The organism is Streptomyces sp. NPDC050658 (assembly GCF_044457025.1).
In the GTDB taxonomy this organism is placed as follows: Bacteria; Actinomycetota; Actinomycetes; order Streptomycetales; family Streptomycetaceae; genus Streptomyces.
The window spans coordinates 1,107,273-1,120,972 of the sequence record NZ_JBITGM010000001.1 but is presented as its reverse complement, the minus strand read 5'-3'; the positions used below and the strand labels follow the sequence as shown (position 1 = coordinate 1,120,972).

General features: G+C 70.8%; 11 protein-coding genes. 7 read left to right on the top strand and 4 right to left on the bottom strand.

Features of this window, described 5'->3' with window-relative positions; all coding sequences use genetic code 11:
• Positions 1 to 96: 96 nt before the first annotated feature.
• Positions 97 to 1,161, top strand: coding sequence for a serine/threonine-protein kinase (locus ACIBKX_RS05035; protein WP_399375640.1), 1,065 nt, complete (start codon positions 97 to 99; stop codon positions 1,159 to 1,161).
• Here the strand turns inward: ACIBKX_RS05035 and ACIBKX_RS05030 are convergent.
• On the bottom strand, positions 1,158 to 2,660 hold the full coding sequence (locus ACIBKX_RS05030; RefSeq protein ID WP_363273297.1) for an amino acid permease: 1,503 nt from the start codon (positions 2,658 to 2,660) through the stop codon (positions 1,158 to 1,160). The two genes, ACIBKX_RS05035 and ACIBKX_RS05030, sit on opposite strands and share 4 nt — an antisense overlap.
• A gap of 184 nt (positions 2,661 to 2,844) precedes the next feature.
• Here ACIBKX_RS05030 and ACIBKX_RS05025 point away from each other — a divergent pair, with 184 nt between their 5' ends.
• Both ACIBKX_RS05025 and ACIBKX_RS05020 read left to right on the top strand, forming a co-directional pair.
• Positions 2,845 to 3,330 carry a ribose-5-phosphate isomerase gene (locus ACIBKX_RS05025; protein ID WP_363273298.1) on the top strand — a complete coding sequence of 162 codons (486 nt, stop codon included), beginning with the start codon at positions 2,845 to 2,847 and terminating at the stop codon, positions 3,328 to 3,330.
• A 286-nt stretch (positions 3,331 to 3,616) separates the two neighbouring features.
• A complete protein-coding gene (locus ACIBKX_RS05020; RefSeq protein ID WP_363273299.1) occupies positions 3,617 to 4,429 on the top strand; it encodes a DNA-formamidopyrimidine glycosylase family protein in 813 nt (270 codons plus the stop codon).
• A 10-nt stretch (positions 4,430 to 4,439) separates the two neighbouring features.
• Here ACIBKX_RS05020 and ACIBKX_RS05015 read toward each other — a convergent pair whose 3' ends face one another.
• Positions 4,440 to 5,669 carry a GNAT family N-acetyltransferase gene (locus ACIBKX_RS05015; RefSeq protein ID WP_363273300.1) on the bottom strand — a complete coding sequence of 410 codons (1,230 nt, stop codon included), beginning with the start codon at positions 5,667 to 5,669 and terminating at the stop codon, positions 4,440 to 4,442.
• Positions 5,670 to 5,798: 129 nt separating this feature from the next.
• On the opposite strand from ACIBKX_RS05015, the gene ACIBKX_RS05010 reads away from it, so the two are divergent.
• On the top strand, positions 5,799 to 6,959 hold the full coding sequence (locus tag ACIBKX_RS05010) for a PP2C family protein-serine/threonine phosphatase (protein ID WP_363273301.1): 1,161 nt from the start codon (positions 5,799 to 5,801) through the stop codon (positions 6,957 to 6,959).
• A 14-nt stretch (positions 6,960 to 6,973) separates the two neighbouring features.
• Here ACIBKX_RS05010 and ACIBKX_RS05005 read toward each other — a convergent pair whose 3' ends face one another.
• The gene (locus ACIBKX_RS05005) at positions 6,974 to 8,161 is read right to left on the bottom strand and encodes a cation:proton antiporter (RefSeq protein ID WP_363273302.1); all 1,188 of its coding nucleotides are present in this window, start codon (positions 8,159 to 8,161) and stop codon (positions 6,974 to 6,976) included.
• Between the two features lie 297 nt (positions 8,162 to 8,458).
• Between ACIBKX_RS05005 and ACIBKX_RS05000 the strand changes: the two genes are divergently transcribed.
• From ACIBKX_RS05000 to ACIBKX_RS04990, 3 genes are read left to right on the top strand one after another with little or no spacing between them, the layout of a single operon-like run.
• On the top strand, positions 8,459 to 9,286 hold the full coding sequence (locus tag ACIBKX_RS05000) for an ABC transporter ATP-binding protein (RefSeq protein WP_363273443.1): 828 nt from the start codon (positions 8,459 to 8,461) through the stop codon (positions 9,284 to 9,286).
• A 39-nt stretch (positions 9,287 to 9,325) separates the two neighbouring features.
• Positions 9,326 to 11,770 (top strand): FtsX-like permease family protein, encoded by a 2,445-nt coding sequence (locus tag ACIBKX_RS04995; protein ID WP_363273303.1) that lies wholly within the window; start codon positions 9,326 to 9,328, stop codon positions 11,768 to 11,770.
• Positions 11,771 to 11,803: 33 nt separating this feature from the next.
• Positions 11,804 to 12,289, top strand: coding sequence for an HD domain-containing protein (locus tag ACIBKX_RS04990; protein WP_363273444.1), 486 nt, complete (start codon positions 11,804 to 11,806; stop codon positions 12,287 to 12,289).
• Positions 12,290 to 12,327: 38 nt separating this feature from the next.
• On the opposite strand, the gene ACIBKX_RS04985 is transcribed toward ACIBKX_RS04990, so the two are convergent.
• The gene (locus ACIBKX_RS04985; RefSeq protein WP_363273304.1) at positions 12,328 to 13,548 is read right to left on the bottom strand and encodes an acyltransferase family protein; all 1,221 of its coding nucleotides are present in this window, start codon (positions 13,546 to 13,548) and stop codon (positions 12,328 to 12,330) included.
• Between the last annotated feature and the right edge of the window lie 152 nt (positions 13,549 to 13,700).

Genomic DNA, 13,700 nt, shown 5'->3' with positions numbered 1-13,700 from the left:
CCCACCCTTCCTGCCGCGCCCCGCGCCAGGCCGTCCGCCTCTTCGGGAAGCGGGCCAACTGTGCTGTCATGAAAGGAGGGTTGGGGGTGGACGCCCATGCCGGAGCCTCGGGTGGTCGTGGGCCGCTACCGGCTGCTCGACGTCATCGGCCAGGGCGGCATGGGCCGCGTCTGGCGCGCCGCCGACGAGCTGCTGGACCGCCGTGTCGCCGTGAAGGAGATGCGGATCGGCGGGGCGGCCGACGGCCTGGACCCGGAGGACGCCCGCGTCCGCAGGGAGCGCGCGCTGCGCGAGGCGCGGGCCAGCGCGCGGATCGACCACCCCGGTGTCGTCCGCGTCTATGACGTCGCCGAGGAGGACGGGCGGCTCTGGATCGTCATGGAGCTGGTCGAAGCGCGTTCTCTGGCGCGCTACGTCGACGAAGAGGGGCCGCTGTCGGAGCGCGAGGCGGCGCGGGTGGGCCTCGCGCTGGTGGCGGCGCTGCGCCGGGTGCACGCGGCGGGCGTACTGCACCGCGACATCAAGCCCGAGAACGTACTGCTGGGCCCCGCCGGCCGGGTCGTCCTCACGGATTTCGGCATCGCCGCGCTCCAGGGCGCGGGGCGGCTCACGCAGACGGGGCTCCTTGTGGGATCGCCCGAGTACATGGCGCCCGAGCGGGTCTCGGGGGAGCCGCAGGGGCCGCCGTCGGATCTGTGGTCGCTGGGCGCGACGCTCTGCACGGCGCTGCGGGGCGGTTCGCCGTTCGCCCGTGAGTCGGCGCTGACGACACTGGTGGCGGTCCTGCATGAGGAGCCCGAACTGCCGCCGGTATCAAAGGGGTTGCGCCCGCTGCTCGGTGCGCTGCTCGCCAAGGAGCCGGCGCGGCGGCCGGGGCTGGACGAGACGGAGGCGGCCCTGCGCGCGGTGCTCGCGGCGCCTGCTCCGGGTCCGGCTTCGGGACCTGCTCCGGGACCGGCTTCGGGGGAATCGACGGGCGGCGACTGGCGGCCGCGGGTCCTGACGGCGCTCGTCCTGCTGGTCGCGGCCGCCGTGGCGGCCGTCATGTTCTTCACCGCGCGCGGTCCGGGCGGCGGGGATGATCCACCGCCCGGACCGGGCTCGCGGCCACCGACGGTGGCGGGTACGTCGACCACGCCACCGTCCGGCGGGTCCGGCTAGGCGTCGATGTCGGCGTCGACCTTGGCGTCGGCGTCGGCGTCGGCGTCGGCCTCGACGGCCTCCGCGGCCGTGCGGGGCCGCACCTTCTCGCGTACGAGAGAGAAGACGACCACGAACGCGGCGGCGAGCAGCGAGAGCAGCACCTGCTTGCGGCCTGCCTCGTCGGTCAGCATGTAGACGAGGACGAACGAGATCATCGCGATGGTGACCCACGTCAGATACGGGAAGAGCCACATCTTCACGACGAGCTTCTCGGGCTGCTCGCGCAGGATGATGCCGCGCATCCGCAGCTGCGTGAAGGCGATCATCAGCCAGACGAAGAGGGCCACCGCGCCCGACGAGTTCAGCAGGAAGTCGAAGACGGTGTCCTTCCACTGGTAGTTGAACCAGACGGCGACGAAGCCGAAGACGACCGAACCGAGGATCGCGGCCTGCGGGACACCGCGCGCGTTGGTGCGCGCGAAGGCCTTGGGCGCGTCACCGCGCTGGCCGAGCGAGAAGGCCATGCGGGAAGCGGTGTAGAGCCCCGAGTTGAGGCAGGACAGAACGGCGGTCAGCACGATGACGTTCATGACCTGACCGGCGTGCGGGATGCCGATCGAGTTCAGCGCGGCGACGTATGAACCGTCCTTGACGATCGACTTGTCGTTCCACGGCAGCAGCGTGACGACGACGAAGATCGAACCGAGGTAGAAGACACCGATACGCCAGATGACGCTGTTGGTCGCCTTGGTGACGGCGCGCTGCGGGTCCTCGGACTCACCGGCGGCCAGCGTGACGATCTCGGAGCCCATGAAGGAGAAGACGACCATCAGTACGCCGGTGAGGATGGCGCCCGCGCCCTGCGGCATGAAGCCGCCCGCGTCGGTGAGGTGCGCGAATCCGGCGCCGGGGTTGTCGGAGCCGGGCAGCAGGCCGAAGACGGCGAGCAGGCCGATGACGACGAAGCCGCCGATGGCGACGACCTTGATGCCGGCGAACCAGAACTCGAACTCGCCGTAGGAGCCGACCGAGACCAGGTTGGTCGCGGTGAGCACCACCATCACGATGAGCGCCCAGCCCCACTGCGGTACGGCGGGTATCCAGCCGTTGAGGATGACGGCGCCGGCGGTGGCCTCCACCGCGAGCACCACGACCCAGAAGAACCAGTAGAGCCAGCCGATGGAGAAGCCGGCCCAGCGGCCGAGGGCCTGGTCCGCGTAGGTGGAGAAGGAGCCGGAGGTGGGCCGTGCGGCGGCCATCTCACCCAGCATCCGCATGACGAGGACCACCATCGCGCCGACGAGGGCGTACGAGACGAGGATCGCGGGGCCCGCGGCGGCGATGCCGGAGCTGGAGCCGACGAAGAGGCCGGCGCCGATGACACCACCGATGGCGATCATGGAAAGGTGGCGGTTCTTCAGCCCGGCCTTGAGGCCGTCACCGGTGTCGCCAGACTGCGAATCCCCAGGGTCGACGGGGTTACGGTCTGCCTTCGCAAGGGAGGGTTGCGAGGTCATGGACGAATCCTTAAGTTCTCGGGTCACGAGCCCCCGCATTCAAACTCAGGGGTGTCCGGGACGGAAGGCCTGACTCCGGATCGTTGTATTCCGGTCTTCCGGGCCGGCCCGGAGAGGCCGGGGTCCGGTCGTCGCCCCGCCCCGGTCGCGGTCGCCGGGCCCGCGACGTGCCACACTCGGACCCATGCGCGTGTACCTCGGCTCGGATCATGCCGGCTACGAACTCAAGAACCACCTGGTCGAATGGCTCAAGAGCCACGGCCACGAGCCCGTCGACTGCGGGCCCCACATCTATGACGCCCAGGACGACTACCCGCCCTTCTGCCTCCGCGCCGCGGAGAAGACGGCGGCGGACTCGGAGTCCCTGGGCATCGTGATCGGCGGCTCCGGCAACGGGGAGCAGATCGCGGCGAACAAGGTCAAGGGCGTGCGGGCCGCTCTCGCGTGGAGCGAGCAGACCGCTGCGCTGGGGCGTGAGCACAACAACGCCAACGTGATCTCGATCGGCGGCCGTATGCACACGGAGGAAGAGGCGACGAAGTTCGTCGAGATCTTCCTGGCTACGCCGTACTCGGGCGAGGAGCGTCACACCCGCCGCATCGAGATGCTCTCCGCCTACGAAACGACGGGCGAACTGCCCCCCATCCCGGCGGGCCACCCCCAGCAGTAGGGCGTAGGGGGGCCCGGGGCGGGACCCCGGACCCCCCTACCCCGCGCACCCGCCCGGCAGCGGCCCCGCCCCGCCCGGCGCCTTCGCCGTCGTCGGACGCGGCGCTGTATTCGGCCGCCGCTCCACGGCGGATCTTTCCCACCCACCCGTTGCTCCGCGATTGCCCGCCCACCCTCTTTCAGCCCGTCCGGCGTTCGAGGACCGGGGTCCGGGGCGGGGCCCCAGTTTCGGGAAAGGGCGGGGTCGGGGAAAGAAGACCCGCCTTGACCCGACCCCAGGAGGACCCGTGCCGGAGGGGCACACCATTCACCGGCTCGCGCAGGACCACCGGGAGCGGTTCCAGAACCGCGGCCCCCTCCGCGTCACCAGCCCCCAGGGCAAGTTCTCCGACAGCGCCGCCCTCGTCGACGGCCGCCGGCTGGACACCGCCGAAGCCCACGGCAAACACCTCTTCCTCGGCTTCGCCGACACCGGCTGGATCCACGTCCACCTGGGCCTCTTCGGCAAGTACACCCTCGGCGAGACCCCCGCCCCGCCGCCCACGGACACCGTCCGCCTCCGCCTCCTGAACGACGCGTACCACTCGGACCTCCGCGGTCCCACCACCTGCGCCCTCATCACCGACGAGGAGAAGCGGGCGATACACGACCGCCTCGGCCCGGACCCCCTCCGCGCCGCGGACGACCCCGACAAGGTCTACGCCCGAGTAGCCCGCAGCCGCACCACCATCGCCGCCCTCCTCATGGACCAGAAGGTCATCGCGGGCGTCGGCAACGTCTACCGCGCCGAAGTCCTCTTCCGGCACGGCATCGACCCGTACACGGCGGGCAAGGACATCACCGCCGCCCAGTGGCGGACGATCTGGGACGACCTCGTCGGCCTGATGCGCGAGGGCGTACGGCTCAACCGCATCGACACCGTCAGGCCCGAGCACACCCCGGAGGCGATGGGCCGCCCGCCGCGCGTCGACGACCACGGCGGCGAGGTGTACGTCTACCGCAGGGCCACCATGCCCTGCCACATCTGTGGCGGCGAGATCCGCACCGCCGATCTCGCCGCCCGCAACCTCTTCTGGTGCCCCACCTGCCAGCAGAGCTGAGCAGCCGCTCCTAGAACCCGTGCGGCAGCCACGGCGCGACATCCGAGCCGAAGCCGAGCGCCGCCTCCGCCAGCGCGCCGGGCCGCAGCTCCCGCACCCGCCCGGCCGCCGCCAGCGACGTCAGGGAGTGCCCGCCCAGATAGGCCGAGCCCAACTCCCGTACGGACAGGGCGAGATCGGCGTCGTCCTCCGTGCGCTCGCAGACCGCGCCCTTCAGATCGCCCTTCAGTCGCCAACGCCCTTGATTCCAGGGGCAGAAGGCATCCTCGACGTCCAGCACCAGGTTCACCGGCGCGCGATACGTCCGCGCCTCCAGGGCCGCGCCCACGTCCACCAGACGTACGTAGAGCGAGTCCCGCACCCGGACGTTGCAGCGCCGGATGTCCGTGACGAGCTGCAGCACCGCGTCGTCCATCGGACGGCCCTGCGCCTCGATCTTCGCCATCAGGTCGATGCCGAAGAGGAACCGCCACAGCGCCGCGTACGCCGCCGGATCCTCCGCCTCCAGATCCCGCAGCCGCACCGTCCCCTTGGGACCCGACGTGTCCCAGTCAGGCTTGGTGTGGAAGCGCGCGTACCCCACGAGCTCGCCGTCCCGCTCGGCGACCACGCACTGCAGCGGTGATGCGCCGTGCCGATCGCTCTCCGGGTCGAGCAGCCCAAGACGCTCCCAGCCCGGCTGCCGGGCCAGCATGCCCGGACGCTCGCTCACCCGCCGCGCGTAGAGCTTCTCGCACGCGTCAAGGACCTCGGCGGGCTTCGCGTACCGCAGCCGTACGTCGTCGGTGCCGGGCGGCACAGTGAGCCGTACCCGCGTCGTGTCGATCTCCGCACGCAGCTGCTGGGTCGCCGCGCCGTACCCGAACCGGCCGTAGATGGCGGGCTCGGAGGCGGTCAGCACGGCCAGGGGCTCGCCCTTCGCGCGTACGTCGTCGAGCTGGCGGCGCATCATCGACGTGAGGATCCCGCGCCTGCGATGCGTCGCCGCGACGCTCACCATCGTCACTCCGGCCGTGTCCACCAGCGCCCCGCCCGGCACGGAGAGCCGGAAGCTGAACGCTCCGGTCGTGCCGACGCAGGCCCCCTCGTCCCACGTACCGAAGAAGCGGTCGAACTCGGTCAGCCCGTTCCAGAGCTCGTGTTCCTCCGGTGCCTCGGCGACGCCACCGAAGGCGAGCTCCAGCGTCCCGTAGTACTCGTCCCAGTCCTCAGGCTTCAACTCCCGCAATTCCGTCGTCATATGCCATGCCTACCAGGGCGAAGCGGACGGAGCGACCGGATTTACCCGCGCCGACCGCGTGCCCCTGACGGGGGACAACCGGCACCTCCCGTGCGAAGTGTCTTGCCCGGTAGATAAGGTCCGGGAGCAATGGCAGGCGAGCGAGCGGAAGCCGAGACCTCTACAGCCCGGATGAAGAAGCGGCTGCACCGGGCTCGGATAGGGCTGCGCAAATCCGGGGTCGACTACTTCCGCGGCGACGGCTCGGACTGGATCGCCCTGGCCGGACTGCTGCTCACCATCCCCGTGATCACCGTCTGCACGATCATCAACAACGTCTGGTGCTCACCGGCCGCCCTGGTCCTTCCGATCGTGGCCGGCGGACTGCTGCTTCGCCCCTCCAGCCTGCTCGGCCTGTACGCGGCGTCGGCCGCCGCCCTGATCGTGGAGTCCGTCCAGCTCGGCCCGTACCAGGAAGGCCCCTCGCGGGTCACGCCCGGCGTGGTCCTCGTGGTCGCGGCCTGCGGCTTCTTCGGGCTGCTGATCGCGCAGTTCCGCACCCGCGTCGGGGTGCCGTGGCGCGGCGGCGGCACGATGCTCTTCGACCTGCGCGAACGCATCCGCGTCCAGAGCAAGCTGCCGAAGCTGCCCCGCGGCTGGCACCGCGAGATGGCGCTGCGCCCGGCCGGCGGCCAGTCCTTCTCCGGTGACTTCGTCGTCGCGGCCCGCACGAACGGCGGCCGCACCCTGGAGGCCGTCCTCACGGACGTATCGGGCAAGGGCATGGACGCGGGCTCGCGCGCCCTGCTCCTCTCCGGCGCCTTCGGCGGACTGCTCGGCTCGCTGCCCCCGCACGCCTTCCTCCCGGCGGCCAACGGCTACCTCCTGCGCCAGGACTGGGACGAGGGCTTCGCGACCTCCATCCACCTGGTCCTCGACCTGGAGACCGGCGACTACGAACTCTTCTCGGCGGGCCACCCGCCGGGCCTCCAGCTCAGCGCGGGCAACGGCCGCTGGGAGGAGAAGGCCGCGGAGGGCCCGCTCCTCGGGGTGTACGACGGGGCGCAGTTCGACCCGGTGAAGGGCACCCTGCGCCCCGGTGACGTACTGATGCTGTTCACCGACGGCATCGTCGAGGCCTCCGACCGCGACATCAGCGAGGGCATCGACCGCCTCACCGGGGAAGCCGACCGCTATGTCGCGGGCGGCTTCCACGGCGCCGCCTGGCATCTGATCGAGGCGGTCGCCAAGGACGTCAACGACGACCGGGCGCTGCTGCTGATCTGCCGGGAGGCGTCGGCGACCGCGTGATCCGTCGCGAGGCGTCAGCGGGCGCCTGACAGTTCGGGTACGTCCTGCTCCGCGCCCTCGCCCTTGCCCTTGCCCGGCAGGATCCGGGCCAGCCACTGCGACCGGCCCGCCGCGAGCGGTCCCAGCACCGCGAGCACCAGCACATACCCCGCGATGAAGGGGGAGAGGCGTTCGTCGAGGCCCGCGGTGGCCGCCATCGTGGCGAGGATCAGGGCGAACTCGCCGCGGGCGAGCAGTGTGGTGGAGATGTTCGCCGCGGGGCCCGCCCCGAAGCCGTACACACGCGCCGCACCGAGGCCCGCGAGGACGTTCATGAGCAGCGTCAGCGCCACGGCGGCGAGCACCGGCCAGACCACGACGGGCAGGTCACCCGGGTCGATCGACAGACCGAACGCGAAGAAGAAGATCGCCCCGAACGCGTCCCGCAGCGGATGGACGAGCCCCCGGATGCGGTCGCCGGACGCGGTGCTGCCCAGCATCAGGCCCACCATGAACGCGCCGATCGCGTCCGCGACCCCGAACCACTCGGAGACCCCGGCGACGAAGACGGCGGCCCCGAGGAAGGAGATGACGAGCAGTTCGTCGTCGCGGGTGTCCATGAGCCGCCCGACGACCTTCGTGCCGAAGCGGGCCGCGAGTGCGAGGAGCAGCAGGAAGCCGAATGCCTTGCCGCCGTCCATGACGGCCGCCGCGAGGCTGTCGGCGCCGGACAGGATGGGCTGCAGGGCGGCGAGGTAGAGGGCGAGGAAGATGTCTTCCACGACGATGATGCCGAGGATGGGCTTGGTCTCGGGGTTGCCGAGCCGCCCGGTGTCGACGAGCACCTTGGTGACGATCGCCGAGGACGAGATGCCGAGCACTCCGGCGAGGACCAGCGCCTCGGAGGTGCCCCAGCCGAGGGCGAATCCGAAGCCCAGGCCCGCGCCGACGTTCAGCGCGAGATACGTCCCGCCGGCGAGGGCCATCTTGCGGCCGCCCGACTTGAGGTCGTCCATGTGGAACTCGAGGCCCAGGTAGAAGAGCAGCAGCACCAGGCCGAGCGCCGAGAGCATCTCCAGGTCGTGGGGGTCGGAGACCAGGACCACGCCGGGGGTGTGCGGGCCGAGGAGGATCCCGGCCAGGATGAAGAGGGGGATGGTGGGGAGTCCGATGCGGCCGCCCACGCGGGCGAGCACGGCGGCGGCGAGAAAGGCGCCGCCCATGGCTATCAGGGTGTCTGCGTGTCCGATGGGCCCGTTCCTCCTGGTAGTCAGCGACGCTCCCACCACACACGAATGGCAAAGAGAACGTCAAGAACGCGTCAATAGTTAGCTTACCAAATGATTTAGACGGCAAGTATCTGGTGACACCGGCCGCCCCCTGGTGGGGTTCTCCCCACCCCCGATCCGCCGGGGGACCTCATGGTCCCCACCACCCCCGAATCCGTACGTTCGAGACATCGGCCAGGACGGTCGAGCAGGACGATCTCAGACGCGTACGGACGGAAGGTGGACGGAGCCATGGGGCTGCGGCGCAAGAAGCGGACCGATAAGGGCAGTTCCGCGGTACCGCCCGTGCCGGGCTTCGCACCCGGCCCCGACTGGGCCGTCGAACTGCGCGGCGTACGCCGTCAGTACGGCCGCGGCTCCTCCGCCGTACACGCACTCGGCGGTATCGACCTCGCCCTCGAACGCGGCAGTTTCACCGCCGTCATGGGCCCCTCCGGCTCCGGCAAGTCCACCTTCCTGCAGTGCGCCGCCGGGCTCGACCGGCCGAACGCGGGCACGGTCCGCCTCGGCGGCACCGAGATCACCGGCATGAGCGAGAACAAGCTGACCGAACTGCGCAGGGCCCGCCTCGGTTTCGTCTTCCAGGCCTTCAACCTGCTGCCCTCGCTGACCGTCGAGCAGAACGTGGTGCTGCCCATGCGGCTCGCCGGACGCCGCCCCGACCGCCGCGCGGCCGCGGAGATGCTGGCCCGCGTGGGCCTCGGCGACGACAAGCGGCGCCGCCGCCCCGGCGAGCTCTCCGGCGGCCAGCAGCAGCGCGTGGCGATCGCCCGCGCGCTGGTCACCGCGCCGGACGTGATCTTCGCCGATGAGCCCACGGGGGCGCTGGACACGACTACGGCCGCGGAGATCCTGGGGCTGCTGCGGGCTGCCGTGGACGGGATGGGGGCGACGGTGGTGATGGTCACGCATGATCCGGCGGCCGCGGCCTATGCGGACCGGGTTCTCTTCCTGGCGGACGGCTCGATCGTGGACCGCCTGGAGCGCGCGTCGGCCGACCGGATCGCCGCCCGCATGACATCCCTGACGGCCCCCGCCTTCGCCGCGGCCGCGGCGTAACCACCGGCGCACCCGCGTACCCCTTCCCAGGAGTCTTCCGTGAAGTTCCGCCCCAACGGCCTCGCCCGCGCAGCGGTCCGTTTCAAGCCTGCCGCGTTCGTCGGTACGTTCGTCGCGCTGATGATGGCCGCGATGATCGTGTCCGCCTGCGGCATCCTCCTGGAGACGGGGGTGCGCGCCTCCGTGCCACCCGAGCGGTACGCGGGCGCGCCCGTGCTGGTCGCCGCCGATCAGCAGGCGCATCTGGTCACCGGCAGCGGAGAGGACAAGTCCAGCAGCAGTACGCCGTTGCCCGACCGGGCGCGGATCGACGACTCCCTGGTGGCGAAGGCCGGTTCGGTGCCCGGCGCGCGTACGGCCGTCGCCGACGTCACCTTCCCCGTGCGGTCCGGCGGCAAGGAGCTGACCGCGCACGGCTGGGGCTCGACCGCCTTCACCGGGGAGAAGCTGACGGCGGGGCGAGCGCCGGGACCCGGCGAGGTCGTCCTCGCCGCAGCCGGCGGCTCGGTAGGCGAGCGCGTCACGCTGGCCACGGCCGACGGCTCCCGCGACTACCGGGTCTCCGGCACCGTCGAGGCCGCGTCCCCGGCAGCGTGGTTCGCCGACTCCGATGCCGTACGCGTCTCAGGGCACCCCGGGCGCGTCGACGCGGTCGCCGTACTGCCGAAGCAGGGCGTCTCCGTGGCGGCCCTCAAGTCCCAGGTGGCACAGGCCGTCGGCGGCAAGGCCGACGTCCACACCGGCGACGACCGCGGCGCCGTCGAGGACAACTCCCTCGCATACGCCAAGGAGATGCTCACCGGACTCGGCGGCTCGTTCGGCGGCGTGGCCACCATGGTGGCGGTGTTCACCGCGGCGGGCACGGTCGCACTCTCCGTCGGCCAGCGGGCCCGCGAGTACGCGCTGCTGCGGGCGATCGGCACGACCCCGCGGCAGATCCGGCGCACCATCGCCACGGAGGCGCTGCTGGTCGCGCCGTTGGCCGGGGCGGTGGGCGTACTGCCGGGCATCGCGCTGGCCAGGTGGTGGTTCGGGCAGCTGCGGGAGAAGGGGGCGGTGCCGCAGGCCGTGGACCTGACGGTGTCGTTCGTTCCGCTCGTCTCGGCGATCGGCATCGCCGTCGTCACGGCGCTGTTCGCCGGTTACATGGCGGCCCGCCGTCCGTCCCGCATCAAGCCGGGCCGGGCGCTGGGCGAGGCCTCGGTGGAGCGGCTGCCGATCGGTTGGATCCGTACGCCGCTGGGTGTCGCCGCCCTGGTCGGCGGGCTCTTCTTCGCGGGGTTCGCGGCGAAGGCCACGGGCGAGGACGCGGCGAACGCGGCGCTGGGCGTGGTCATGCTGTTCATGCTCGCGGTGGCGTTGCTGGGCCCCCTGGTGGCGCGGGCCTGCGCGGCACTCTTCGGCCTTCCGCTGCGGGGCGCGGGCGCGCCGGCCTCGCTCGCGGCCGCCAACTCCCGGGCGAACGCGCGGAGGTTGGCCTCGGCGATCACGCCGATCGTGCTGGCCATGGCGTTCTCGTCCGTCCTCGTCTTCATGCACACGAGCGAGGACAGGGTTGCCGCGGACCAGCAGCGCAAGGGAATCACGGCTGACCACATCATCACGTCGGACACGGGTCTGCCGCCGGGGACGACGGCGAAGGCGGCGAGGACGGACGGGGTGGCCGCGTCCGTCGGACTGCTCAAGACATCCGTACTGGTGCAGAAGGGCTCGGGCGGCGACCGCTGGCTGGAGTCGGCGTCGACGCAGGCGGTGACGGGCTCGGCGGCGGATCTGGCGGCGGTGCAGGACCTGAAGGTCGAGACGGGGGCGCTGCGGCTGGGCAAGGGGGACATCGCTCTCGACGCGAACCTCGCACAGTCCGCGCATGTCCGCACGGGCGACCGCATGGACATCCTTCTGCCGGACGGTACGAAGGCGTCGCCGAAGGTGGTGGCCACGTACGGCAGGGGGCTCGGCCTCTCGGAGGTGACGCTGCCGGCGTCGGCGGTGAAGCAGCACGTCACATCCCCCTTCGACACGGAGATCTGGACGAAGGGCGGCTCGGCGAAGGCACTCTCCCCGCTGGGCACCCTTCAGGACAGTTCCGAGTACGCCACCGCCCGGTCCCTGGACCGCAAGCTGAACGCGTGGGCGAACACGACGATGGCGGCGGTGCTGGGCGGGTTCGCGGCGGTGGCCGCGGTGAACACGCTGGTGATGACGGTCCTCGACCGCCGCCGCGAACTGGGCACGCTGCGACTGATCGGCTCGACGCGGGTCCAGGTGCTGCGGATGGTGCGCTGGGAGGCGCTGCTGGTCTCCTGCGCGGGCATAGTCATCGGCTCGGCGATAGCCCTGGCGACCCTGATCCCGATGATGAACGGCCTGACGGGCGAGTCCCCTTACATCCCCCCGTTCCTGTACGCCTCGTTCGTGGCAGCAGTCCTGACGCTGGGCCTGACGGCAGCCCTCCTCCCGGCAAGGGCGGCACTGCGCCCCTGACCCGGTTGGGGGAAGAATCGCCGTATGGACCTCATGCCCCTCCCCGAAATGCCCCTCCCCGAAATGCCCCTCCCCGAAATGCCCCTCCCCGAAGTGGAAGCCATCGCCCGCGCCGCCCATTCCAGCCAGAAGGACAAGGCCGGGCGGCCCTACGTCGAGCATCTGCAAGCCGTGGCTGACGGGACCCGGGAGAGGGGCGGCACCGGTGAGCAGATCGCCGCCGCCTGGCTGCATGACGCCATCGAGGACGGTGCCCTCACCGAGGAGTGGTTGAGGGGCGCGGCGCTCAGTCGGCGCACCAAAGAGATCGTGCTCGCCCTCACCAAGAGGGAGGGGGAGTCCCCCGAGGACTACGCCGCCCGCATCCTCGCCACCCCCGGTGCCCGGCTCGTCAAGGAAGCAGATCTGGCCCATAACGCGAACCCGGCCCGTCTAGCAGCGCTAGACGGGCCGACCCGCACCCGCCTCACGGCGAAGTACGCAAACATGCGCGCCCTGTTGGGCGTCGCTGTCAGCTGACAGATATCAGCTGACAGATAACAACTGACAGATAACAGTCAGCCGCCTGCCTTGGCTCGCTCCCGAGCCAAAGCCGCCGCATCCCGCTTGAACGCCCACTCCATCTTCGGCTCCATGGCGAAGCGGAACATCCGCTGCACAGGCGCCGTACAGAGCAGTGTCACCACCGCGGCGGCGACAAGCGAGACGACCACCTCACCGGCCGGCTTGTGCATCCACTCGTAGTCCTCGAACCAGCCCCAGAAGCGCGAGCCCTTGGCGAGGAATCCGTGCAGCAGATAGCCGTACAGCGTGCCCGCGCCAAGCACGGTGAACCACATCTTGCGACGCGGCACCCAGGCGAAGAAGCACGCGGTGAGCACCGCGGAGCAGCCGAACAGCGCCAGCGTCATCACGACACCGGCCCACCACGGCGCACCCAGCTCCTGCGCACTGTCCCGGCGGTAGAACCACGCGGACGTCATACGCGGAGCGGCCCAGTACGCCATGAGCAGGGCGCTCGCGAAGATCGGCACGGACAGGATCCGCACCTCACGCCGCCGCACCAGCTGGAAGTACTCGGGCTTCATGAACAGGCCGAGCACGAAGAACGGCATGAACTGCAGCACACGCTGCAGATCGAGGTCGTCGCCGATGTCCGGCGAGATCGTGGCGAGTACGGCGATGGCGATCGCGAGCGGCACCGGCCAGCGCACGATCTTCCACAGCGGAGTCGTCAGACGCCAGACGAAGAGCGCGACCAGGAACCAGGTGAGGTACCAGGGGTCGAGGAGGCTGATCGGCTGGGTCGGGTCGTCGTCCGCGTAGCGCTTGAAGAAGGTGTACGCCACCTCGAAGATGACGTACGGCACCGCGACACCGGTGACCAGCCGCTTGAGCCGGTCGGCCCGCATGTCGAAGCTGCGCGAGAAGTAGCCGGAGATCAGGATGAACGCCGGCATGTGGAAGGTGTAGACGGTCATGTACAGCGCTTCGGCCGTACGACTGTGATCCGTCAGCGGCTCCCAGGCGTGAGCCATGGCCACCAGGACGATCGCCAGATATTTGGCGTTGTCGAAGAAGGCGTCGCGCTGCTTGGCGGGCTGCTGAGCCGTCGAACCCTGCGTGCCGGTTCGGGGGGTGTGACCGGCCGCTGCGGGGGAAGGGGTCGCGGCCGTGGGGTACTGGGGGGCGCGGGGAGTAGGCACTCCGTCCGCCGGCGTCTGGGCCGGGGGGAGTGGCGCCCGGTGGCGGCCGTGCGGTTGAACCGAATTCGTCACAGGCCCTCCCACCATGAGCTCGGTGAGACGATCCGGGACCGCACTGCGCTTGCGGGGATGGTGGCAGCGTGGAACATCTGAGGCACCCTAGCGCCGCTCGAGTGTTTTCGTAAAACCCTCAACTCAGCTGTCATCTCAATCACAGACGGTTC

Coding starts and splice junctions, on each gene's coding strand:
- ACIBKX_RS05035 (WP_399375640.1), top strand. CDS start 97: ATGCCGGAGCCTCGGGTGGTCGTGGGCCGCTACCGGCTGCTCGACGTC.
- ACIBKX_RS05030 (WP_363273297.1), bottom strand. CDS start 2,660: ATGACCTCGCAACCCTCCCTTGCGAAGGCAGACCGTAACCCCGTCGAC.
- ACIBKX_RS05025 (WP_363273298.1), top strand. CDS start 2,845: ATGCGCGTGTACCTCGGCTCGGATCATGCCGGCTACGAACTCAAGAAC.
- ACIBKX_RS05015 (WP_363273300.1), bottom strand. CDS start 5,669: ATGACGACGGAATTGCGGGAGTTGAAGCCTGAGGACTGGGACGAGTAC.
- ACIBKX_RS05010 (WP_363273301.1), top strand. CDS start 5,799: ATGGCAGGCGAGCGAGCGGAAGCCGAGACCTCTACAGCCCGGATGAAG.
- ACIBKX_RS05005 (WP_363273302.1), bottom strand. CDS start 8,161: ATGGGCGGCGCCTTTCTCGCCGCCGCCGTGCTCGCCCGCGTGGGCGGC.
- ACIBKX_RS05000 (WP_363273443.1), top strand. CDS start 8,459: ATGGGGCTGCGGCGCAAGAAGCGGACCGATAAGGGCAGTTCCGCGGTA.
- ACIBKX_RS04990 (WP_363273444.1), top strand. CDS start 11,804: ATGCCCCTCCCCGAAATGCCCCTCCCCGAAATGCCCCTCCCCGAAATG.